A 23,067-nucleotide genomic window follows, 5' to 3' on the forward strand; every position below is an offset into this window, starting at 1 on the left:
GTTTATAGAATGTGAACAAATCTACTTAAAGTCTAAAGGGCAGATAGTACAATTAATCAAAATAGACACTGCAGGAAAATTATTGGGAGGAGCTTTATTCGTACTTGAAAATAAGAAAGTAATAGTAAACTGGAGCAGGTGCAGAAATTGGAGAAGAGAAATTAAAAAATTAATTTAGTACAAGATTCAACTAGGAATGGAAATGAAATTAATAATATGATTATATAAATGAATGAAAAATGTAAAAGCGAAAGAGAAAAAAGTTCGGAAAGAGGAAATGAAATGAGTACAATCACGAAGCAAAAAAGAACCAGTAGACTTAAAAAGGTATTACGAGCCTTAGCAGTTATTATTGGGGCATTTATAACCGCATATGGACTAGAGGCGATATTAATTCCAAACAACGTATCAGATGGCGGTGTGACAGGTTTGAGTATCGTTGGTTCACAATTAATTGGATTACCTCTAGGACTTCTGATTGCAGTACTAAATATCCCATTCATATTTTTAGGGTATAAACAGATTGGGAAAAGCTTTGCTATCTATTCCGTTATCGGTATTGCTTCACTAGCATACGGGACAAGCATTATGCACCATATACCAACCATTATTCAAGGCGATACACTGTTAGTAACCGTTGTTGGTGGTATTATCATTGGTTTCGGCATGGGGTTAGCATTACGAAATGGCGGTGCATTGGATGGCATTGATATGTTAGCCGTATTACTTTCCCGGAAGTTGCCTTTTGGAACAAGTGACCTCATTTTATTCTTAAACTTGTTTGTGTTTATGATTGTTTCAACCGTCTTTGGTCTTCAAGGGGCTTTCTTATCGGGGATCGCTTATTTTATCGCTTCCAAGGTGATTCACACCGTTGAAGAAGGTTTGAGTGGTTCCAAAACCTTTAAGATTATAACAAGTCAACCCGAATTAATGGTAGAAACCATACGTGACCGCTTAGGTCGTAGTGCAACGTATAACATAGTTGAAGGTGGTTATTCAAACGAACAATTCAAAGAAATTACTTGTATCATTAACCGTTTAGAGGACAGTAAAATGAAAGAAATCATTTATGAAATTGACAAACATGCGTTTGTTGCTGTATATGATGTAGCAGAAGTGAAGGGCGGTAACTTCAAAAAGCATGATATTCATTAGCAAAAAAGTTCTAAGAGGGTTATTATCTCCCTGAAACTTTGGCGGTTTTGACGGAACTTTGTTCTTCCATACTGTAACTTAATTTCTGGCTAGCAGATAATCAGGACAGAATAGCCGGAGGAGTGCATAACATCTAAATGCCAAAATTGAAAAGAGAGCTGGATTGAATCAAATTTAACAATAATTGGAATATGCGGCAAAATAATATAGGCTCATGGAAGTGAAATTATGTATTTAAACAAAGGATTAAGTTAATTGGAGAAGGTAATGGATGGGGTTTATATATGACTTATAATTGGGTAACGTGCTCGTCTGATGTGAAAGATTTTGTTTTCCATCTTCTAAGTGAAACTAAGGAAATTATAAAGGAAGACTTTATTGGTTTTTACATGCACGGTTCTTTAGCAATGGGAGGTTTTAATCCGAACAGTAGCGATATTGATATTGTGGTTGTTACGAATAAATTAATGACTGTTGAAACCAAAAGGAAATTGGCACAATTATTTTTAACCTGTTCAGAAAATCCATATCCAGTAGAAGTAAGTTTTTTGAATGAAGAACAATTAAAGAATTGGAAGCATCCCTGCCCATTCGATTTTCATTACAGTGAATTTTGGAGGGAACGTTATGAAGATGATTTGGCGGTTGGGACATATCAACATTTAAACGAAGAGATTAAGACTGATGCTGATTTAGCTGCACATATAACTATAACGACTAATCGAGGAATTTGCATAGAAGGAAAACCAATTGTCGAGGTTTTTCCTTTGGTTTCCCGTTCGGATTATATGTCATCCATTATGGGGGATTTTCAAGAGTGCTTAGAAAATATTGAAAAGGATCCAATATATTGTACATTAAATTTGATTAGAGTAGTTTGGTATCTAAAAGAAGGTGTTATTTCATCAAAGCAAGAAGCGGGTAACTGGGGACTGGCCTCATTACCAAAAGAGATGAGCTTTGCTATGCAGAAAGTGGTTTATAATTATTCGAATGAGAACCCAGCTTATGATTTTGAGAAAAATGAACTACTATCAATAAGAAATTATATTGCCACTAATGTACAGGAATTATTAAGCTAACAGTAGGATTGTTATACAAGAGTAATTACCCTTGTGACAGTTTAATTGACTGTTACTGTTTAAATTTCCCCAATCTATCCCAAAAGGTGAGGTATAAAGTGAAATAGCTCAGTGCTTAAAAGAGTGGGCTTTTCAACAGAAAGATGTTAAAGGTATTACAGCAACAAACATTCATAATAACTATACAAAGTCATTAGTGTTGCATAAAAATTTATAAGCTTTGTCAAATCACCCCTAATTACCATTAAATGTCTATACAAAATATTCAGTATAATTTCTCCTGCTTTTTTAAATAAAGTCAAAGGGGACATGAACGGTAGCTCTTATCCGCGATTTACAGTTGAGGGTTAAAAAATAATGGATCGTACGTTAAGTCGGCCGTTAAATCCAGAGCGGAAAAACGGGTGTCGCCATATATGAAATTAATCCAGCGTATACCAGTCAGGTCGGGAAAATAAAATACATGAAACGATATGGCATATCCATTCATCAGGCAGCAAGTTATGTCATTGCCACTAAAATAAACATTTGCTAGTCCGACCCTAGTTTCGTAGTAATAATCATTTGCGAATTCGGAGTCTTTTCTTTCCCAAACCATTCAGTCCTTTCTCGATTTTTTTTATTCCATTATGGCAAAAATTTAGTTTAATAGGCGACAAAAACAACGGGCGAAAAACACCCAAAAAAAGTCATTTTTGAGCCGAAAAGGTGTAAAAAAGAGGGCTCCGTAGCAAAACTTTATTTTAACCGAAATAGTGGAATGCGGGGGGAGTGGTTTGGAAAAATCAAGAGTTTATTTGTGTTGTACACGAATGTCTGATTAAAATGAACATTTCCGATCCGTTTGATAAAAAGTGGTTAAACGTGGTATAAGTGTAAAGGAAGTAGGGACATTATTGCTTTTTATTTTTGAGGACATGAGCTTGTCCTGACGTCCCATAATGAAAGGATATGAATTCGATTATGATAGATAATTTTTGGCGTGATTTACCACGACCGTTTTTTATACTGGCACCAATGGAAGATGTGACGGATGTCGTTTTCCGCCATGTTGTGAGTGAAGCAGCCAGACCTGATGTGTTTTTTACAGAGTTTACAAACACGGAGAGTTACTGTCACCCAGAGGGGATCAATAGTGTACGTGGGCGTTTGGCTTTTACAGAGGATGAACAACCAATTGTGGCCCATATATGGGGGGATAAGCCCGAATACTTTAGACAAATGAGTATTGGAATGGCTAAACAAGGATTTAGAGGTGTGGATATCAATATGGGCTGTCCTGTACCTAATGTGGCAGGGAAAGGGAAGGGATGTGGCCTTATCCGTCGTCCAGAAGTTGCAAGAGATTTAATACAAGCAGCAAAAGCAGGAGGGCTGCCCGTAAGTGTGAAGACAAGGCTTGGTTATACTAATGTAGACGAATGGCATGACTGGCTAACACACATATTGAAACAAGACATTGTTAATCTTTCCATTCATCTGCGTACAAAAAAAGAAATGAGCAAGGTAGATGCTCACTGGGAACTAATCCCGGAGATTAAGAAACTTCGTGACCAGGTGGCACCGGATACGCTTTTGACGATCAATGGGGATATCCCTGACCGTCAAACTGGCTTGACGCTCGCTCATCAATACGGTGTTGATGGGATTATGATTGGGCGTGGTGTTTTTAAAAATCCATTCGCCTTTGAAAAACAGTCGAAAGAACATAGTAGTAAGGAATTGCTTGATCTCTTAAGGTTGCAGCTGGACCTTTTTGATAAATATTCAAAAGAATTAGAGCCACGTCCATTCAAACCTCTTCGTCGCTTTTTTAAGATATATGTCCGCGGCTTTCGGGGGGCAAGTGAATTAAGAAATCAATTGATGAGCACAGAGTCAACAGATGAAGTGCGTGCATTGCTTGAGAACTTTGAGTGAAAGAGTGTTGATGGTACAAGGGGACAGGGGAAGTGTCTCAATTCAAGGTGAAAGCGAAGTGGGACGTTAAACCGTATGGGGAGTATTTAGGAAAATGTCCGGGGAAGTCTAGGTATTTCAATGCCGGGAGGTTCACTACCTATTGAGGAATGATAAACTTTTAAGGAAAAATAAATTGGCTGCAAAAGGAGATATTGCCACATGAGTGAAATCAACTGGATGGATGAAGTATTAAAAAGGAAAGACTCATTTTTAAAGGATTTGCAAGGACTTTTGCAAATTAAGAGTGTGCTGGATGAGGAACATGCTCAAGCGGATGCACCGCTTGGACAAGGGGTTAGAGATGCATTGCAATACATGCTGGGTTTAGGAGAGAAAGACGGGTTTCGTACAAAAAACGTTGGAAATCTGGCTGGACACTTGGAAATGGGAGCAGGGAAAGAGCTTCTTGGTATTTTAGGCCATGTCGATGTTGTTCCGGAGGGTGATGGATGGAGTGTTGATCCGTATAACGCGGTTATCAAGGATGGCAAAATCTATGCCCGTGGTTCCAGCGATGATAAAGGGCCGACAGTTGCTGCTTATTATGGCATGAAGATTGTAAATGAATTAGGACTTCCCCTCGGAAAGCGGGTGCGCCTGATTATTGGAACCGATGAAGAGAGCGATTGGCGAGGTGTCGCGCATTACTTTCAAGAAGAAGAGATGCCAAGCACCGGCTTTGTACCAGATGCTGATTTTCCGGTTATCTATGCGGAAAAGGGCATTGCCGATTTCGATATCGTGCAGCCGCCGCGGCTAGAACAGTCCAATGTAGCACTCGTCTTGCTGTCATTTCAGTCTGGACGAAGATACAATATGGTACCGGATTTTGCAAAAGTTCATGTGAAATTGTGGGATGAAGCTGCTGGTTTGATACAGAAATATCAAGATTTTCTAAAGGGTTCCGAATTGGATGGAGATGTTTCTGTAAATGAAGATGAACTGGTTTTGACATTGGCTGGAGTGAGTGCCCACGGTGCCGAACCACGTAATGGAAAAAATGCTGGTATTTTTATGTCGCAATTTTTACAAACACTGAATTTGGATGCATCAGGCAAGAAATTTATTGACAGTATTGCACAGTTTTACAACCGTTCACGCGGAGAGACATTTGCTATTTCTTATCGAGATGAGGATTCAGGTGATTTAACAATAAATGTCGGTATCATGAATTACAGCACGGAAATGGGTGGCCGTATCGGATTGAATATGCGTTATCCTGTTACGTTTGATATCGAAGCGGGAAAAGCAAAAATACAAGCAGAATTAGCAGAAAACGGCCTTCAATTGGAAAACTTCTCTGATTCCAAGCCAACTTATGTGAAAAAAGATGACCCGCTCATTCAAACATTGCAAAAGGTATATGAAGAACAAACCGGAGACAAAGCGGAACTGCTGGCCATCGGTGGCGGGACGTATGCTCGTGCATTGGATCATGGGGTTGCTTTTGGTGCGTTATTTCCCGGCCGTGAAGATGTCATGCATCAAAAAGATGAATACGCCATTGTAGAAGATTTATTACGCGCTACTGCAATATACGCACAGGCGATTTATGAATTGGCTAAAGCGGACTAATAAGTTTAATACGGTGAATGTTAATAGTACCAGGTTGTAAAGAAGAGTGGAAGAACAGATCCCGGGCGGTCTGTTCTTTTTGAATGGAACTACCAAGTGCGGAATTTTGAGTGATCTATTCCGGGAGCGTTACTTGACATGCGAACTTGGTGGTATGATAGGTTGTGATGGAAGGAGAGAAGTGATCCTTACATTCTTCTTTTTTTTCAGGGAAACCAGTTTTTTCTCCCATGCTTGGTACTCGAAAACTTTTAGGGTCTATAGTAGCTGAAAAACCAGCTTCGCCATTGACCGTTCCTCGTATCATTAATCCTCCCATTCCACTTATATAATCATCGTCGTTAAATTCAACTGTTTCTATGTTCTGGTAGTTATTGCATATGAAGCTTTCTTTACTTTTGCGTGATCAATTGTCTTTTCATTATAACCTCCATTATTCTGAAGGCAGTCACTTAACAGAATTATAAAGAAAAGAGTGTAAAGTAAATGAATTTTTTTCAATCTAAACACTCCAGTTAATAATCACAAACTTCTTCTTCACACTCCGGTTTTACCTCGGGAAACCCAGTTTTTTCCCCCATGCTTCCTACATGAAAGGTTTTAGGGTCTATACTAGCCGAGAAACCTGCTTCGCCATTGACCGTTCCCCGTATCATTAGGCCACCCATTCCACTTGTATAATCATCATCATTAAATTCAACTGTTTCTATGTTCTGGTAGTTATTACGTATGAAGCTTTCCACTTTTACTTTTGCTTTATCAATGGTTTCTTTATCATAATTGTCTTTATCTTTATTCACAAAGCATCCTCCTAATAGTATAATAGCAGTAAGAATAATAAGTAGACGGATTATTCTCAATTTAATCACCTCTTACATATAGTTTACAATATAATGGAGTGAATCGCCATGGGAAGTTTGACGGGGTGGGAAGCAGTCAAAATTGCAGAACAAAGTTACGAAGCAGATTTAAAAAATATTCCAGTAGTAATAAATGGAAAACGTATTACCTGGGAGAAGGTAGAGGAGCCAATTATAGATAAAGAAACCGGCCTTAAAGGATATGTTTTGCAAAATAAAGACACTGGCAAGGTTGTCATTAGTTTTGAAGGAACACAAAAGGACCGCGGTATGGAGCAGTTAGTAAATGACTTAGAAACGGATGCTTTCGGTATATTTCTAGGGAATCAATCCTATACAGGAAATGATTCAGATAAATATACTGGATCACCGATTCAAGATATGAGGATTGCAAATGGTCTTGCGGAAATAGATGAAGATGGCAATGTTAGAACCTTAACTGAAAATCAATTTACCAAAGCGGCTCCCATCGTCGATAAATACATTGAAGAGTACGGCAAAGATAATGTTACATTTGTCGGGCATTCGCTTGGTGGAGGGTTAGCTGAATACTTTGCTGTTCAGCATGATGCAGATGCCATTACATTTGCAGCTGCTGATGTTTATAATCTTCTCACTGACAAGCAACAACAACGTGTGAAAAATGGAGATTTCAAAGATCAAATCATTACCTATACATATCCCGATGATATAGTTGGTACTTACCGAACACAACCAATCGGATCTTTGTATTATATGAGTGATCCATCTGAGATTGGGATTAGGTGGTTTGAGACGCATGGAATCAGTAAGAACTATGTTATTGAAGAGCTATTTGATGAAAATGGATACTTAAAACCTGGAGTATTATACGATGCTGAACTCGGAATACAACTTAAGAGTTCTCCGCTTGAAATGAAAAATAATGACGTTCATGGCTTTAGTATTGTAATCCAATCAGAAATTATCAAATCATTTGCTAAAGACTTGGAAGAGAACACCGACTTAATTAAAAATACGGAGAAGTCATTTGATAATTTTTATGATTATTACATACAGACGCTCACCGACATCAAAAGTAAATATTTAAGATTAGTAGGTTCAGGTAATTTTGATAAGCTAACAGGAGCAGACGTGGAAGAAATCTTTCAAGGATATGGAAAAATGGAAAATGGAGTACCAATTATATTCGATATTGGCGAATACGAAGAAATTTTGACTATGTTAAAAAGGGGAAAATCAGATACTGCTGAAATCGCCTTTAACATGAACAAAATGGGAAATGACTTTGAAGAAACAGACCAATTGCTTGCAGATTGGTTGGGTTTCAAATAAAGCCCGGGGTGTAACTGCTGATGAAAGCGGATAGGGCAGGAAGGGGTGAAAGCATTTGGCGTATGATGGATACAGTATTGTTGGAGACAGGGAGCTCAATGATTTTTGGAAGGAGCAAATGGAACGGGCTGCCCAAAAAGCTGAACTTGAAGCTCGGATAAGAAGCGACATACGGGAATCTAAGCAACTTTTTGGAGTCTATTTGGAGCATGGTTTCGCCACAGGTACCATACCGGATCATCACGATAAAATCCTTAAAAGCATCAACGCCTTTCTAATGAAAAACCAATGGAATAATATAGAAGTTGATAAGAACTGTCAAAAATTTAAGTGGAGTGGGAGAGAAAGTCCTTATGTAAATGAAATAAAAATAGATAAATGTGATCAAATCTTAATAGGAAGATATGGAGGGTAACCTGAAAGCAGGTGCATTTAAGAATGAAGATGGTGCTTTGGTATGGCAAGGTAAAGACTGGGAGCTTTCTATGGTATTAGATGGTCATAATAGTTCTGAAAGTGTTGACTTGGTTATTCGCACCATTGAGAAGGAATGGAGCAGGATTTTAGAGATAATACATATACCTATGAAAAATGTTTTCCAATCAATAGAAAATCACTTATTATCAGTCTTTCAATCACGTGATTTTATGAATGAATGCCAGAATGTCCAAGGTGAAACCGCATGTCTGATATGCATGAGAAAAGAGAATTATCTTTGGTGGTTTTCGGTAGGAGATTGTGTGGCTTATCTTTTTCATGAAGAATTACATAGGTTAGGACAGCATGCACTGAATCAACGCCAATTCTATGAATGGATTGGTTCTGTCAATACGTTTTCTTTACCTGTACCTTGTTAATCATCTGGTATAAGGGAGTTAAGGCCAGGCTATAACCTAATACTAATGCTGACAGATGGTATTTTGGAATGTGGAGATAGGTACTATGAAGTTGCAACAAATTTATACGAAGAATTTTTTATGCAGTTTGATGATAGTAAATTAGAGAGCAGCGTAAAACACATTTTAAAATACGTACATGAGAACGTGGGAAGAGATAGTGCAACATTGATTTGTTGGGAATATCATAATTCTTTTCCTGCGCAACTTCCAAGTGATCAACCAAGAGGGGTGGATAGATTTGTATAACTTTATTGAAAAAGAAGTGGTCAGAAAGAATCAATCTCTCATTAACTATACATGGATTCGTGGAAAACAAGAAAATAAAAATATTTGTGTCATGCTGCCAGGACTTGGGTACTCAACGCAACGCCCACTTTTTCATTATTCCACGAGCGTATGTATGAATAATAACGTTGACGTTCTTCATGTCAATTATAACTATGCAAATAACGCTGAATTTAAAAATCTTAGTAATCAAGAGCAGGATAAATGGATGTATGAAGATGTTTTATCCGTTATTAAAACTGTTTTAAATAATGTAATATACGGAAAAGTTCTGAGTAAATCTATTGGAACGACTCCTATGGCCTGTGAATGGAATGAAAAGGAATTTATAAATCAACACAAAACATATGGGATATGGCTGACCCCTGCTAAAAGAGGAGATAGTATTTCAATCACTATTGAAGTCGGAGATACCGTCATTATATGTTATAGGAAATGAAGATCCTGATTTTAGTGAAGAATTAATTGGATCCCTTAACAATGAACTTGTTTCGGGGCTTATTATACCTGATGCGAATCACGGCCTGGAAGTAAAGGGAGACATAAAAGCAACAATTAATGCTGCTATGCAGGTTATTACTTCTGTTTAGGATTTTCTTAGGAAATACAAAGATATGAACTCAGGTTTCGAATAGGATAGGTGAACGCATGAATACATATATACAAAAAGCAAATGACATTGAAGAGCTCGCACAATTTCTTTCAGATTTGAACAATATTAAATCATCACATATAGGTTATTGTGGTAAAAGCTCTGGTGAAATTTATCAAACGTTACAAGATGATTTTTTGGAAAAAAACGGCGAACTGGCTTTTATGATTGCGAGAAATGAAGCAAATGAAATAATCGCCGCAATTGGAGTGGATATTGATGAACAGACTGCCGAGGTGTGGGGTCCATTCAATAAAATGGAATCAGATTCTATGGTAACTCAACTATGGGAACAGTTGCGCAAAGCATATCCTAACATACGTACATTCTATTTCTTTATCAATCAAGAGAATACTAGTCAATTAGCTTTTGCAGAAAGTTTGCAGGCTAGAAAAACAGGAGAGCATTTAATTTTGGAAATTCAAAAAGCGAGTGCCCGGAGTGTATCGAGTAAAAGAAGTGTACGATATAGTGAAGCTGATTTTGCAGCATTTGAATCATTGCATAGTCATATGTTCCCTAATACATATTATGATGCAAAGACAATTGATTCGCGTTTAAGTGAGGAAAATGTTTTAAAGGTTCTTAAAACGGAAGATGGCCAAGTACAAGGGTATGCCTACTATGAAATAGACAAGGAATGTGCAGAAGCATCTTTAGAGTACATCGCCATAGCTCCAACCTTTCAAAATAAAGGGTTGGGTACATTATTGTTAATAGAAATCATTGATGAAATATTTTCGTACCCACGTATAACCGAAATTAAATTGTCTGTAAGTAATACAAACCGTTCTGCTAATCATATTTATTTCAAAGCCGGATTTGAACAGCAGGATATTTTGGTAAGTTATGTGCTTTCATCTGCTAGCTTATCCTGAGGTCAATAAGCGCCGGCAACTTTAACATCACGAGGTTTATACAGACATCTGCTTGAACAATAACGATGCCAAATGGAGATTGCAAGGACCGTATCAGATGGGTGAAGGGACGAGGGAACAGACGACTGTCATAGAATTATGTTCTGTTCAGACTGAGAAATCTGTCCCATCACCTTCCAGCCTCTGTCCAATTCACTTCCCTGCTAAAGCCCGCTATATAGGTCTTTTTTTTCGAACAATGTAGATTCAGCCAATTCATCGAGGTACAAATGGTGTCTGAAAATGAGGAGGTGTATTTATTCCTCCATTCATGAAAGTGGTGTGTACAAATGAAAGAAACAATCCAAAGTAAGTTAATTGAAATTGAAGAAAGGTTTCAAGTAAAGGTTTTATACGCAGTAGAATCTGGTAGCCGGGCTTGGGGTTTTCCTTCAAAGGACAGTGATTTTGATGTAAGATTTATTTATATCCATCAGCCACAGTGGTATCTTTCTATTGACCCGCAAGGAAGACGTAATTGAAATTCCAATCAACGATTTACTGGATATAAGCGGTTGGGAAATAACAAAAGCTTTACGGCTGCTGAGAAAAAGTAATCCCCCACTTTTAGAATGGATGAGAAGTGGTATTGTTTATTTTCAGCAGTACGCATTTATTGATAAGTTGCGATTATTGGAATTGGACTGCTTCCACCCAAATGCATGTTTATACCACTACTTAAATATGGCGAAAAATAATTATCGAGGGTATCTGCAAGGATCAAAGGTGAAAATCAAGAAATATTTCTATGTGCTTCGCCCGGTAATGGCTTGTAAATGGATTGAAAAATATCAAACAGTTCCTCCAATCCTTTTTAATGAATTATTGCAGACTATGATTCCAGAAGGTAAATTAAAAAACGAAATTGAAAGTCTATTAAAACGAAAGATAATAGGGGATGAATTGGATTTTGAACCGCGAATCGATATGATTAATGACTTTCTGGAAAACGAAATAAGACGTATCGAAACGCATATTAAAACGCTCTCGGTAAAAAATGAAGATCCTACAAAAAAACTGGACAATTTATTTAGAGCTACATTGGGAGAAGTATGGGGATAAAAGGTGGATGAAAATTTGGGCGTGATTATGAATTGCCCGATGCGATATACAGATGTCATAAAAGTTTATAAGGTATTACAGTATAAGGGTCGAAAGCGGAACTGTAAATAAATACTTGTGACAATGCTAAATAAACTACATTTTGCTTTTCGGACATAATAACAATGATCCTATACAGTTCTGTGCATGAATAAAGGGGGGCGATCATGTTCAAAGCATATCAATTCATACACCAAGTAACATGGGGAAAATACGTACCGCAACTCTATATAAAATCTCCTATCTAAACAACTCCTTCCATATTTAGATAGCGGAGAAGCATTATTTAATGGTCAAAGAGCAAGAAGATCAATTTCTAAAAACTTTAAATACGAGGAGGTTTTCTCATGAAACTAACCATTGTCAGACACGGCCAGAGTGTCTTTAATCAATCTAATATATTTACCGGCTGGGAAGATGCCGATTTGACAGAGAAAGGCATAGAGGAGGCGAAAGAGGCCGGCAGGAAATTGCAAAAGTATGGGCTGAAATTCGATATAGCTTTCACGTCAGTATTGACACGGGCAATGAAAACATTGTACTACATTCTCGAGGAAACGAATCAGCTGTGGATTCCAGTCGAAAAGAGCTGGCGCTTGAATGAACGACATTATGGTGCGCTGCAAAGGTTGAACAAAGCGGAAACAGCCGAAAAATACGGGGAAGAGCAGGTACATCAGTGGCGCAGAAGCTATGATGTACTTCCACCACTTTTGGAAGAAGACGATGAACGTCAAGCGAAAAAAGAGAGACGTTATCAGCTTCTGGATCAAAAAGCGATCCCGTCTGGTGAGAATCTGAAAATGACGCTGGAACGCGTGACACCATATTGGATGGACACGATCGCACCACAGATCAAGCAGGGCAAGTATGTCATCATCGCTGCACACGGCAACAGCATTCGCGCGCTCGTCAAGCATTTGGAAAACTTGTCGGATGAAGACATCGTCAACGTTGAGATCCCTACTGGCATCCCGCTAATTTACGAACTCGATGACAAACTGAAACCAACAAATAAATATTTTCTGGAGAACTAAGCTAGTGGTAGATGAAAGAAGTATGCTGGAAGCAATTCGCCAGGAAATTGAATCAACCGGAAAAATGAAATGAATTATTATGAAAATGCTATCCCCCTTGCCTGTATTGGTGAGGGGGATTTTTGGTGATTGTAATGTTTGACACTTACGTCACAAGGCAGAAAAATTGTTCTTAATAACTATGCTGGCTTCCATCTCGCAGCAGTCTTTTCATATGGTATCCCGGCTACCTTGAAACTTTTTTGCAACAATGGATTGGTCACCTTTACTAATAGCTTCGGCAGTCTTGGCTAAAGCAAAACGTTTATCTGAGCCTTTTATTTGTTAATCATTTCGTACAATACATCTTTTTTTCTACGTATTAATAATTTCCTTGCCTTCTTTACGCCTTTTAGCATATTCAGCTGTTGCTGTAAAAAGTACGTCGGTGGATGAATTAAGTCCAGTTTCACAAGAGTCCTGTAACACACCAATGATGAAACCAACACCAACAACCTGCATAGCAATGTCATTTGAAATTCCAAATAAGCTACACGCAAGGGGAATGAGCAAGAGCGACCCACCAGCCACACCTGAAGCACCAGCTGCCGAAATAGCTGATAAGACGGTCAGAATAAGCGCAGTACCAAAATCCACTGGAATCCCTAGCGTGTGAACTGCAGCAAGGGTTAATACAGAAATAGTTACGGCAGCACCAGCCATATTGATGGTAGCACCTAATGGAATAGATATCGAATATGTATTCTGATCCAAGTTCAATTTTTTACAAAGGTTCATATTTACTGGAATATTTGCGGCTGAGCTACGAGTAAAGAACCCTGTAAGGCCACTATCCTTTAGGCATGTAAAGACAAGTGGGTAGGGATTTTTGCGAATACATATGAATACGATAATTGGATTAACAACCAAAGCTACAAAAAACATACAACCGAGTAGAATAAAAAGTAACTTTCCATAGTCAAGCAAAGCCGATAGTCCACTTGTCACAATTGCATCAAAAACCAGCCCCATGATTCCGATCGGAGCCAAATTTATTATCCATTTTACTAATTGTGATATGGCATCCGAAAAATTGGCAAGCGCGTCTTTTGTAGTGACAGAAGCATTTCTTAACGCAATACCAATAAGTATAGCCCAAGTTAGTATGCCAATATAGTTGGCATTTAATAGAGCATTTACTGGGTTGTCCACAATGTTATGCAGTAAGGAATTAAATACTTCTAAAATACCTCCAGGAGGATTAAGATCTTCTGAGCCTGTTGTAAGAGATAAGCTAACCGGAAATATAAAGCTTGCAACAACTCCTACTAGCCCTGCCAGAAATGTACCTACCAGATAAAGAATAAGAATTGATTTCATATTTGTTGGATGACCACTTCTAGGCTTAGAGATGGCATGCATAACTAAGAGCAAGACTAAAATTGGTGCAACAGCCTTTAATGCATCTACGAATAAAGTGCCGAAAATCGAAATCCACTTTACGTTAGCAGGGATTGTTAAGGCTAAGATAATACCAATAATCAAACCAACGAGTATTCGTTTTACTAGACTTATCTGGTTCCAATTAAGAATTAATTTTTTCATATATATATCTCCCTGAAAAGTTTTTATAATATTAGTATAACAAAAAAGTATAGTAATAGTTAGCTTATCGTGAATTTTAGCGTCGTTAAATAAATTATTATGTTAAAATATTTGGTAGGGAAATTCTATTATAAAAACGAACATGGTTTGAGAGCGGATAAGATTTATCTGCATACGGACAATGTTGTCGGCCGGGAAAATATGTATCATACACTGCTATCCGCGAGAAAAAGAGGCTTTATTGATGAAAATATTAAAATTCATTGCAATGCCATTACAGAAAATAGCTATTTTGGAAGTTGATTTTATCTGAAGGGTTTTCGCATTCAAAAATAGTTACCAAAAGCCTCCAGATTCTAAGTTTTGCTTTTTCATTTCATATAACACTATCTGCTATAACCAAATTACCGTTTGTGAACTTTATCCCCTCATACAAACCATCAGTCGGAAAAATGAACGTCCAAGGCATGCTGGTATTTGGTTTAATTATTAATGTAGGAAGTGTAAATGAATATTCCGCAACTGTTTTTCCGTATTCGATATATTTCAGATCCGTATGATGAAAAGAAAAGATTTGCTGGCTGCTGTTATGAACGAGGGCCGTCACAAGTAATTCTTTTTTGTAATTCAACGCTTGCCATAACAGTGTAAAGTGAGCAGGTGTATTTTTAGGGATTATTGTTTCGGAAAATACCTGTTCAATTCTATTACGATCTTTCACTGATAACGCTTTTTCCCATGATGATTCAAACGTTAATTTTTGCATTGTATCCGCACCACCTAAAAGAGATTATGTTCATTGTAAATACAGAGTGCGTAAATAACAAACTATTAGCATAAAAACCAAAAATGTATGTGAAGCCAATTCTAAAAGCTGTTTAGCTAATGGAAGGGTATTATTTAAACGAGATCGGTACATTTAAAGTCATAAAGCCATAATCTGAAAAGGGGTGATTGGATGGAAAATACGTGGAAAGAAATTCTGGAATTCATACATCAACGGGTAAGCGAGCCTACCTTTGAAACTTGGTTTAAGCCATGTAAGACAAAAAGAGAAGAGGGAAGCTGGTTTATAATTGCACAGAACGAATTTGCCAGGGATTGGCTGGAAATGAAATATTTGTCCTTAATGAGGGAGGCAATTTACGAGGTCACCAGCGAAAATCCGGAAATCGTGTATATTCTAGGAGGAAGAGAAGAAGCTGTTCCTAATTCTGAGAGTAAAATAAATGCTATTCTATCACGGATTAATGCATTAAATGCAACTGAAAAAGAAAAGCTCTTTTATATACTAAAGAAGAATTATTCATCGGTTTCACAACCCAGTAATGAAATTCAGGAGAGCAAATTTGATAGAAAACAAAACGTTTAATAATTTTGTAGTTGGTAAAGCCAATCGTTTTGCCTATACGGCAGCCGATACGGTGGTATTCATCTATTGGAGAAGCGTATAATCCGCTCTTTCTCTATGGGCCAACCGGGACAGGTAAAACCCATTTAATTCAGGCGATTGGTAGTGAAGCGCTTAAACAAGATCGGTGTAGGAAGGTAATATTTTTAACCGGGGAACAATTTTACAAGATCACCTCGGCAGTATTGAAAAAAATAATGTAAAGGAGTTCCGGGGAAAAATATTGTCAGGCTGATGTTTTGCTCATCGATGATATTGAATTTCTGTCAGGAAAAAAGCTATTGCGGAACTAAAAACCCAATTGGTTACATTAAATAACAAATTGGATTGTAATCATTATTAGGGGATTAATTGTGATCATTGAAGACTGTTAGCATAAATTATATTGAAATTCTTTTTTGTACTGTACCCAATCCTGTGTGTATCTTATTCGTAGGAATTGGGTGCTTTTTTTATGTTATTGGGGATCAAAGCCTGGTCAAATTTCTTGTGCTGCTATACACCTAACAGTAGAATGGAGACATTGGAGTTTTTAACGAACCCTTAAAATTTTACCAGCTAAAGAAGGACTATGAACATGAAGGCGAACGCACCACATCTCTTCACTCAATTTATCTTAACACTTATTACCGCCGTCATTGGAGGTGTGCTGTTTACACTGCTCCATGTCCCGGTTCCATGGTTACTTGGACCAATGGTTGCAGTAGTCATCGGTACAAATGTAATGAATCGTGTTTACGTATGGCCGAGCTCCATTCGTAACACGGGCATGATTATTGTTGGTTACACCATTGGCCTATCCATGACTTCCACCGCACTAAAGCAAATGGCACTTCAATTACCGACCATGTTACTCATGACTTTATTGTTAATGCTATTATGTTCGGGGATTGCCTTTGTTATCTCCAGGTTTTCCGGCAGTGATTACAGTACCTCGCTGTTAAGCAGTATTCCTGGCGGGCTTACACAAGTAATTATGCTGGCAGAAGAGACGAAGGGAATCAACTTGGCTGTAGTTACTGTTACCCAAGTCATCCGTCTAATGATTATCGTTATTATGATGCCATTACTTGTTATGATTCCGATATTTCAACAGGGAGAGGCAACTGTAAATGCTCCAGTTTCCGCCACAGTTCCAGCGAATTGGGCTGGGCTATTTCCCAATATTATTATTTTCGCATTGGTGTGTATCGTATTTGCTCTTGTCGGATCTAAAATAAATTTTCCGACAGCATTTCTATTAGGTCCCCTTATCGGAACAACATTGCTGCAATTATCCGGTGTGGAAGGCCCAAAGCTTCCACCGATTGTTGTCGATGCAGCGCAGTTGATGATTGGCACTCATGTAGGATCAATGCTTAACATAAATCAGCTGCAAAATAAAATGAGAACAATAGGCTTGGCAATTGCGAGTGGGGTTATGCTTGTAATTGGTGGTGTTATCTTAAGTATGGTCCTCACAAAACTTTATCCGATATCCAATGCAACGTCACTGTTGAGTATGGCTCCAGGTGGCATGGACCAGATGGGAATTATCGCACATGAGATTCACGCAGATTTGTCAATTGTCTCCGGTTATCAGCTGTTTCGTACCCTTTTTATTTATTTCGCAATACCGCCAGCAGTAAAATTAATGTTTAAAATAATGAATAGAAGGCGGACAGGACAGCGGAAGTATAGCCATTAGGTTTGGGGTGTTCGGGTTTTCGATTCCTCATCGGAGAATATGTTTGTTTTACGGATCCATTGAGAAATTTATTTTATGAAAACACTGGTTCTAATAGGCTTTTTTGTTATAATATATGTAGATCAAACACCCCAGTTAATTCCTTTCTCTCCATTTCCCCGTAAAGGATGTGCTAACGTGTCAGTAGCGACATTAGTAAAAGAAAGCACTACTGTCTACACTATGCACGATCAACTATTCAAGCAATTAATCACCACATTTTTTGAAGAGTTTTTGGAAGCTTTTTTTCCTTAAGTATCTGAAATTGAATGAAGAAGAGGAGGAAGAGCTGATGGAAGAGATTAAACAGCTTGATGAGGCTGATAAGGTTTTGGAGATTCCGATCTCGTATGAGGAAAAGGGGAAAAAAGAAGGAAGAGAAGAAGGAAAAAGAAGTCGCGCTTGAAATGTTAAAAGAAGGGGCATCAATTGAATTTATTGCAAAGGTAACTCACTTAGATAAAAAGGAAATTGAATATCTGAGGAAAATACTATAGCAAGATAGAAATAGTCCCAAGATGGGGTAGCATCAGATAAATGCGGATTTACAACGTTAAGCAAATTATAGCGTGAAAAACCGATTTCCTTACAAACGTCGGAAATCGGTTTTTAGATCGGGTTTATGCAACAATCGCGCCCATTTGCGGTATAGTCAAATCAAGGTTCTTAAGCTAACGCACTGGTTAGCACAACAGATACTTAACTAATATATTCAACTCGACTTTTACTTTCCCCAACCAATCTAAACATCATATAGCCTACAACATTTAACACAGAAAAAATAATAATCCAGCCGAAATTTAATCTTCTTTGATGATATGAGTTATTTGTTTAGCTACATATGAAATGAGGTTCTCAGGGATTTCTAGCATATTATTTAAAGTGCATCCTGGGTGTCTTAAAATACATAATTGGATAGCAAACCCCAGTCGATTATGATCTCGTCTATGTTTATTTATAACATCAATATCAAAGTCTGAAAGGCTATAATAAGTTGTGAAGTCAAATTCAGATAAATTATTTAGGCCTAAAATGTCTTTTTTTGTTCGGGTGTTAATAAACTTTTAACACTCAAGTGAAACCAATCCTTATTATTATTTTATTAGTATCTAATTTACCTTTTCCAAGTGATCTTCATTATAAACCCCTCCTTTCCAACAATATAAAGTATGACACGATGTCAATGTAAAGAGGAAATGTTTTAGTTCAGTTTTTTTAAGCAAGCTCTATTCAACGAGCGCGATTGTAAAACAAAAAAATCGATTCCCTGTACGATAAGGAATCGATTTTTTTATAGGTAAAGAAAGTATAAAAATTTAGGCTCTATTCTGATAGCGTCAGAGTTGGCCATGTCCAGCTCCAGCGCCCAGCAACTAGCAAACTTCACACTCCTTCACTACGATAAGTCAACATCGGTTCGCTTCCAGCTCACCGTGTTTCCTTTATCTCATTGCGGAGTGCTCCAGTTTGTACGTTGCTAAACGGGCGCTTGCGCTTTTCTTAGGTTGGAAATATGCTTAGCGTACAAAGTGTCCGAAATGTTGGCGGTACCCCATATAGCTTACCCCCCTTTAAGTGATGGTTATGACATAGCGTTTTTTACAATGTTGCGGTAGTAGCCTATGGTAAACAGAGCGAATACAAAATAGATAACCGTGTAAATCGCCATGGCGATGGATGCCGGAAACGTGGTGTCCGACCGGATCATAAATGAAGCCGCCTTGATAGCAAAGATCGAATGCAGCATACCGATCGATAGAGGGAGAAGGAACACGATGGCCTGCTTTCGTATAATGCCTTTCATGATCATATCCACGTCAAATCCGAGCTGACGCAACGTCTTAAAGCTTTGCTTTTCCTGCTCGGCTTCGGTCATTTGCTTGAAGTACAAGATGCTGCCGGTTGAGATCAAAAAGATAAGTCCAAGGAAAGCTGCGATGAAAATGAGCAAGCCTGTCGTCTGCAGCACTTCTTTGTACTGCGTATAGAAATCATACGTTAATCGTTCGTCACTGACGTATTTTGCGTTGTATAGAGAGGAAGCTATGGCGAGCTCTTCCTTGTTCGGAACTTGAAACGTATCAAAGCGAATTTTTTTATAACCGGGCGTACCGGCCATTTGTTCTGCGATTTTGTCCATCGTCGCCTCTGACACTAGCAGCTGCTTGCCGGGAGCATTTAAATTCATGATGTTCCTTTCCATCAATGTCCTCAATGTATACATAACGGTCTGTCCATGCTGCTCCAGCTTTATTTCTGTTGGATATCGCTTCGACTGCTCATCTAAGTCTCCGGCAAGTGAGGCCCCAGCATTGTACAAAATGGCTTCGCCATCTGGCGGCACGTTGAGGTCTGCGCCTGTTTGTTTAAGCTGTTCGGCCGGAAGCCATAACAAACTTTCTTCAACCTTGCGGGATTCGTCATTCGGATCAAGGATGATGCCCATCGTCAGAACCGCTTGAACGACGTGGTGATTAACATCGATGCCTTCCTTCTCCAACTCCATCTTGAACGACAGCGCCTCCTGCGGCTCGTTTTCAAACATAAAATCATAAGGGAGATCGCGGCGGGTCTCTTGCTCTACGGAGTAGTAGAAGGAGTAAGCCATGGAAATCAGCGTGATGGCCATGGCCGACAACACCGTAATCAAGGTAAGAGAGTTGGCATTTGCTTTCATATGGTGCATCAGCGGAGCCATCGACAGGCTGTTTGTTAAGCCCAGGTGTCCATCTTTACGTTTGCGGAATCGGTAAAAGCACCATCTGATCGTAACGCGAAACAATAAGTAAGTCCCTGCAACGATGGATCCGAGCACCAATAGTGCGTTGAGGAATAACTGTTCATTGATATGACCCGATAATTCATAGCCGTATCCAATCAGCGCCAGACCGAGCAGGGCGAAAATAGCAGATGCCACCGCTTTGGGCGGCTTAGTGAGGTCAGGCCGCTTGTCAGCTTGAAACAGATTCAGAAGGGTGCTGCGATAAACCTTCAGCATCATCTGAATGGAAGTGATGACGATGATGAGAAGATAGACCATCAACGTTTTAAAAGCCGCTGGTACGGAGAAGCTGATGTCGACAATCCCTTCTAAGCCGAGCAGATTCAACAAAATCAGGACGAACAGCCTTGAAATCAACGCGCCGCAAATGATCGCAGCAAGTAGTGCACCTAAGCCAAGCAGTATATTCTCGATCATTAGATATCGGGCTACCCAGCCTTTGGAAAGACCAATCAGCTGATATAGTCCGATTTCTCGACTGCGCCGACGCAAGAAAATGCCGTTGGCCGAGACGGTAAAGATCCCAACGATCACAATCAGCATGACTCCCGCAATTTGAAACCCGGCAGAGAAGTCAACGCTCGGATGTGTCATATTCTGAACAGCCTGATCGTGCTGTAGTGAGGTGAAGACAAAATACAGGCTCATACTAAAGATCAGTGCAAAGAAGTACAAATAATAATGCTTCACATTTTGCCGCATGCTGCGAAGCGCTAATTTAAAAACCGTCAACATGGTCGCCCCCCAGTACAGCTTGCACGTCCATAATTTCATTAAAGAAGGCATGTCTTGTTTTATCGCCGCGGTACAGCTCGGAATAAATCTTCCCGTCTCTTAAAAACACAACACGGCTGCAATAGCTGGAGGCTACCGGATCATGGGTCACCATGACAACGGTAACGCCTCGCTGCTGATTGACCTTCTCCATCACGTCCAGTAACGAGGAAGCGGATTTGGAATCCAGTGCACCGGTCGGTTCGTCCGCAAACACGATCGAAGGCTGGTGGATCAGAGCACGCCCGGCAGCTGTCCGTTGTTTCTGGCCTCCTGATATTTCATGCGGATATTTGTGCGACAGTGCTTTAATGTCAAGCACATCGGCGATGGCTGTGAACTCGCTTTCCGCTTTCCGCTTGCTCATTTTGCTAAGGGAGATGGGCAGCAGTATATTTTCCTTTACTGTCAACGTGTCCAGTAGATTGTAATCCTGGAAGATGAATCCCAGCTTGTTGCGCCGAAAGGCGGAAAGCGCGGTATTACTCAGCTTGGAGATATCTGCGTCATCGATTAAAACCGTTCCGTCCGTAGTATGATCAATCGTGGCTAAGACGTTAAGCAATGTCGTCTTGCCTGAGCCGGAAGGTCCCATAATGCCGACAAATTCACTGCGGGTGACGCGTAAATCTATTCCTTTTAATACATGCTGTGCATTTCCTTTGGTACCAAATGTTTTGTGGACATTTCGTGCTTGTAAAACGGTTTCTCCTACATTCAACTGATCCATAACGTACCTCCAAATCATAATTGTTGCTTGATGATAGCTTTATTATACGGTTGGATTTTCCGCTTGTCGTACGTTTTACATGACAATCTGGCAAGACAACGTGACAATATTGTCAGGTTCACTATTCCACACCAAAAAACAGCCAGGAGCAATCCTGACTGCTTCATAGCTGGATATTACTCGCCCGCCCCTCTTCGGACAGCTTCGAATGCGTTGGGATCGACAAAGATCATTCGCATCACCGTACCTTTCGTTTGACCGGGTTGCGCTTTGAGGGTAATTCCTAATTTATCTGCAACGGTTTTTGCAAGATAGAGCCCAAGTCCGGTCGCTGCGTTTTGAATCCTGCCGTTTTCGCCCGTGAAGCCTTTGTCAAAGATACGCGGCAATTCGTGCGGCTGTATTCCCGGTCCTTCATCGATGACATCCAAAAAGACTTGGCCTGTCTCCGTTACATCCGTCACGATAATAAGTGCCGTATTCGCAGGATTATATTTCACGGCATTCGTCAACAGTTGCCGAAGGATGAAGCGGCACCATTTTCGGTCTGTAATGGCCTTTACATCCGTTCCTTCGATACTGACCGCCAGATTTTTTTCCATACACCATGGCGCCAGCTCCCGTACTTCTTCCGCGGCAAGGCGCTGTATGGAGGCCAATTCAAGAACATAGTCTGATTCGATCGCGGGCAGACGTGTCATATGCAGCTGACGGTCGACCAACAAATACACCCGCAACCATTCCGCTTCAATTTTACGTATTTCGGGATCACTTGGCCGGGCGTCCAGGATTAGCTTCATGGCGGTGAGAGGAGTCTTCACCTCATGGATCCATGAGGCCGTGAATTCATTCTCGATCAGTTGAGTTTCTTTATAGTCAGAAAGCTTTCGTTTGAACTGAAGGGAGGCCTCCCGTAAGATGTCGTTGGTCATCTGATCTAGGCCGTCCCCAGGCTCAGGAAGTGTCTCGATCCAGTCTAAGGCCATGTCTTCCTGCAGAGCAGCCAACGCGGCGACATATTTTGTCTCTCTTTTGAAGCGCCATATAAAAAACAGGAGAAAGGACAGAATAAATAAGGCGTTAAAATAAAGGAGAGAAGTAGATGTGACCTGGATGCCTTGATCAAGCAGGATCAGAGCATTGGCTAAGCCGAGCAAGCCGGCAAACAGTAAAATCCAGCTTTTCCTTGCATCAACGTAACGGATAAACATGGCACGG

17 protein-coding genes and 4 pseudogenes are annotated in these 23,067 nt (G+C 39.5%); 13 read left to right on the forward strand and 8 right to left on the reverse strand.

Going from position 1 to position 23,067, the window contains the following annotated elements:
• Positions 1–282: 282 nt before the first annotated feature.
• From CZ382_RS22620 to pepV, 4 genes are all read left to right on the forward strand, one after another.
• Entirely contained in the window at positions 283–1,158 is an 876-nt protein-coding gene (locus CZ382_RS22620; protein WP_088053314.1) for a YitT family protein, read from the forward strand.
• 317 nt (positions 1,159–1,475) lie between these two features.
• On the forward strand, positions 1,476–2,240 hold the full coding sequence (locus CZ382_RS22625; RefSeq protein ID WP_235000492.1) for an aminoglycoside adenylyltransferase domain-containing protein: 765 nt from the start codon (positions 1,476–1,478) through the stop codon (positions 2,238–2,240).
• Positions 2,241–3,203: 963 nt separating this feature from the next.
• Positions 3,204–4,160 carry a tRNA dihydrouridine synthase gene (locus CZ382_RS22630; RefSeq protein ID WP_407701318.1) on the forward strand — a complete coding sequence of 319 codons (957 nt, stop codon included), beginning with the start codon at positions 3,204–3,206 and terminating at the stop codon, positions 4,158–4,160.
• A gap of 201 nt (positions 4,161–4,361) precedes the next feature.
• Positions 4,362–5,777, forward strand: a complete 1,416-nt coding sequence (gene pepV / locus CZ382_RS22635; protein WP_088053317.1) for a dipeptidase PepV — start codon at positions 4,362–4,364, stop codon at positions 5,775–5,777.
• A gap of 115 nt (positions 5,778–5,892) precedes the next feature.
• Here pepV and CZ382_RS22640 read toward each other — a convergent pair whose 3' ends face one another.
• Positions 5,893–6,084: a hypothetical protein gene (locus CZ382_RS22640; RefSeq protein WP_088053318.1), complete on the reverse strand. Its 192-nt coding sequence runs from the start codon at positions 6,082–6,084 to the stop codon at positions 5,893–5,895.
• A gap of 208 nt (positions 6,085–6,292) precedes the next feature.
• A complete protein-coding gene (locus tag CZ382_RS22645) occupies positions 6,293–6,577 on the reverse strand; it encodes a hypothetical protein (RefSeq protein ID WP_088053319.1) in 285 nt (94 codons plus the stop codon).
• Between the two features lie 108 nt (positions 6,578–6,685).
• On the opposite strand from CZ382_RS22645, the gene CZ382_RS22650 reads away from it, so the two are divergent.
• The 6 genes and pseudogenes from CZ382_RS22650 (at position 6,686) to gpmA (ending at position 12,842) form a co-directional block, all read left to right on the forward strand.
• A complete protein-coding gene (locus tag CZ382_RS22650) occupies positions 6,686–7,951 on the forward strand; it encodes a YqiA/YcfP family alpha/beta fold hydrolase (protein WP_088053320.1) in 1,266 nt (421 codons plus the stop codon).
• Positions 7,952–8,228: 277 nt separating this feature from the next.
• Positions 8,229–9,096: pseudogene (locus tag CZ382_RS22655) on the forward strand (protein phosphatase 2C domain-containing protein).
• Positions 9,089–9,574 (forward strand): hypothetical protein, encoded by a 486-nt coding sequence (locus CZ382_RS22660; protein ID WP_088053321.1) that lies wholly within the window; start codon positions 9,089–9,091, stop codon positions 9,572–9,574. Before CZ382_RS22655 ends, CZ382_RS22660 begins: the two are co-directional and overlap by 8 nt.
• 209 nt (positions 9,575–9,783) lie before the next feature.
• Positions 9,784–10,665: a GNAT family N-acetyltransferase gene (locus CZ382_RS22670; protein ID WP_088053323.1), complete on the forward strand. Its 882-nt coding sequence runs from the start codon at positions 9,784–9,786 to the stop codon at positions 10,663–10,665.
• Between the two features lie 329 nt (positions 10,666–10,994).
• Positions 10,995–11,766 (forward strand): annotated as a pseudogene (locus tag CZ382_RS22675) (nucleotidyltransferase domain-containing protein).
• A gap of 386 nt (positions 11,767–12,152) precedes the next feature.
• Complete coding sequence (gene gpmA, locus CZ382_RS22680) at positions 12,153–12,842, forward strand: 2,3-diphosphoglycerate-dependent phosphoglycerate mutase (RefSeq protein ID WP_088053324.1); 690 nt, start codon at positions 12,153–12,155, stop codon at positions 12,840–12,842.
• Positions 12,843–13,196: 354 nt separating this feature from the next.
• Here the strand turns inward: gpmA and sstT are convergent, their stop codons facing one another.
• Together sstT and CZ382_RS22695 are read right to left on the reverse strand one after the other, a co-directional pair.
• A complete protein-coding gene (gene sstT, locus CZ382_RS22685; protein WP_088053325.1) occupies positions 13,197–14,426 on the reverse strand; it encodes a serine/threonine transporter SstT in 1,230 nt (409 codons plus the stop codon).
• Between the two features lie 376 nt (positions 14,427–14,802).
• Positions 14,803–15,192, reverse strand: coding sequence for an SLAP domain-containing protein (locus tag CZ382_RS22695; RefSeq protein ID WP_088053327.1), 390 nt, complete (start codon positions 15,190–15,192; stop codon positions 14,803–14,805).
• A gap of 192 nt (positions 15,193–15,384) precedes the next feature.
• Here CZ382_RS22695 and CZ382_RS22700 point away from each other — a divergent pair, with 192 nt between their 5' ends.
• From CZ382_RS22700 to CZ382_RS22710, 3 genes and pseudogenes are all read left to right on the forward strand, one after another.
• Positions 15,385–15,798, forward strand: coding sequence for a DnaA N-terminal domain-containing protein (locus CZ382_RS22700; RefSeq protein WP_088053328.1), 414 nt, complete (start codon positions 15,385–15,387; stop codon positions 15,796–15,798).
• A 29-nt stretch (positions 15,799–15,827) separates the two neighbouring features.
• Positions 15,828–16,130, forward strand: a pseudogene (locus tag CZ382_RS24955) (DnaA ATPase domain-containing protein).
• Between the two features lie 284 nt (positions 16,131–16,414).
• On the forward strand, positions 16,415–17,524 hold the full coding sequence (locus CZ382_RS22710) for an AbrB family transcriptional regulator (protein ID WP_088053330.1): 1,110 nt from the start codon (positions 16,415–16,417) through the stop codon (positions 17,522–17,524).
• Between the two features lie 863 nt (positions 17,525–18,387).
• On the opposite strand, the pseudogene CZ382_RS24960 reads toward CZ382_RS22710, so the two are convergent.
• The 4 genes and pseudogenes from CZ382_RS24960 to CZ382_RS22730 form a co-directional block, all read right to left on the reverse strand.
• Positions 18,388–18,621 (reverse strand): annotated as a pseudogene (locus tag CZ382_RS24960) (DUF4158 domain-containing protein); the annotation flags it as partial.
• A 524-nt stretch (positions 18,622–19,145) separates the two neighbouring features.
• The gene (locus CZ382_RS22720; protein ID WP_235000493.1) at positions 19,146–21,080 is read right to left on the reverse strand and encodes an FtsX-like permease family protein; all 1,935 of its coding nucleotides are present in this window, start codon (positions 21,078–21,080) and stop codon (positions 19,146–19,148) included.
• Positions 21,064–21,867 carry an ABC transporter ATP-binding protein gene (locus tag CZ382_RS22725; protein WP_284732549.1) on the reverse strand — a complete coding sequence of 268 codons (804 nt, stop codon included), beginning with the start codon at positions 21,865–21,867 and terminating at the stop codon, positions 21,064–21,066. Before CZ382_RS22725 ends, CZ382_RS22720 begins: the two co-directional genes overlap by 17 nt.
• Before the next feature lie 158 nt (positions 21,868–22,025).
• Positions 22,026–23,060, reverse strand: coding sequence for a sensor histidine kinase (locus CZ382_RS22730; RefSeq protein WP_088053332.1), 1,035 nt, complete (start codon positions 23,058–23,060; stop codon positions 22,026–22,028).
• Positions 23,061–23,067: the final 7 nt, after the last annotated feature.

The sequence above is a fragment of the Virgibacillus dakarensis genome (genome assembly GCF_900155625.1).
In the GTDB taxonomy this organism is placed as follows: domain Bacteria; phylum Bacillota; class Bacilli; order Bacillales; family Amphibacillaceae; genus Lentibacillus_C; species Lentibacillus_C populi.

Coding starts and splice junctions, on each gene's coding strand:
- CZ382_RS22630 (WP_407701318.1), top strand. CDS start 3,204: ATGATAGATAATTTTTGGCGTGATTTACCACGACCGTTTTTTATACTG.
- CZ382_RS22640 (WP_088053318.1), bottom strand. CDS start 6,084: ATGATACGAGGAACGGTCAATGGCGAAGCTGGTTTTTCAGCTACTATA.
- CZ382_RS22730 (WP_088053332.1), bottom strand. CDS start 23,060: ATGTTTATCCGTTACGTTGATGCAAGGAAAAGCTGGATTTTACTGTTT.
- CZ382_RS22695 (WP_088053327.1), bottom strand. CDS start 15,192: ATGCAAAAATTAACGTTTGAATCATCATGGGAAAAAGCGTTATCAGTG.
- gpmA (WP_088053324.1), top strand. CDS start 12,153: ATGAAACTAACCATTGTCAGACACGGCCAGAGTGTCTTTAATCAATCT.
- sstT (WP_088053325.1), bottom strand. CDS start 14,426: ATGAAAAAATTAATTCTTAATTGGAACCAGATAAGTCTAGTAAAACGA.
- CZ382_RS22650 (WP_088053320.1), top strand. CDS start 6,686: ATGGGAAGTTTGACGGGGTGGGAAGCAGTCAAAATTGCAGAACAAAGT.
- CZ382_RS22710 (WP_088053330.1), top strand. CDS start 16,415: ATGAAGGCGAACGCACCACATCTCTTCACTCAATTTATCTTAACACTT.
- CZ382_RS22670 (WP_088053323.1), top strand. CDS start 9,784: ATGAATACATATATACAAAAAGCAAATGACATTGAAGAGCTCGCACAA.
- CZ382_RS22725 (WP_284732549.1), bottom strand. CDS start 21,867: ATGATTTGGAGGTACGTTATGGATCAGTTGAATGTAGGAGAAACCGTT.
- CZ382_RS22620 (WP_088053314.1), top strand. CDS start 283: ATGAGTACAATCACGAAGCAAAAAAGAACCAGTAGACTTAAAAAGGTA.
- CZ382_RS22720 (WP_235000493.1), bottom strand. CDS start 21,080: ATGTTGACGGTTTTTAAATTAGCGCTTCGCAGCATGCGGCAAAATGTG.
- CZ382_RS22700 (WP_088053328.1), top strand. CDS start 15,385: ATGGAAAATACGTGGAAAGAAATTCTGGAATTCATACATCAACGGGTA.
- pepV (WP_088053317.1), top strand. CDS start 4,362: ATGAGTGAAATCAACTGGATGGATGAAGTATTAAAAAGGAAAGACTCA.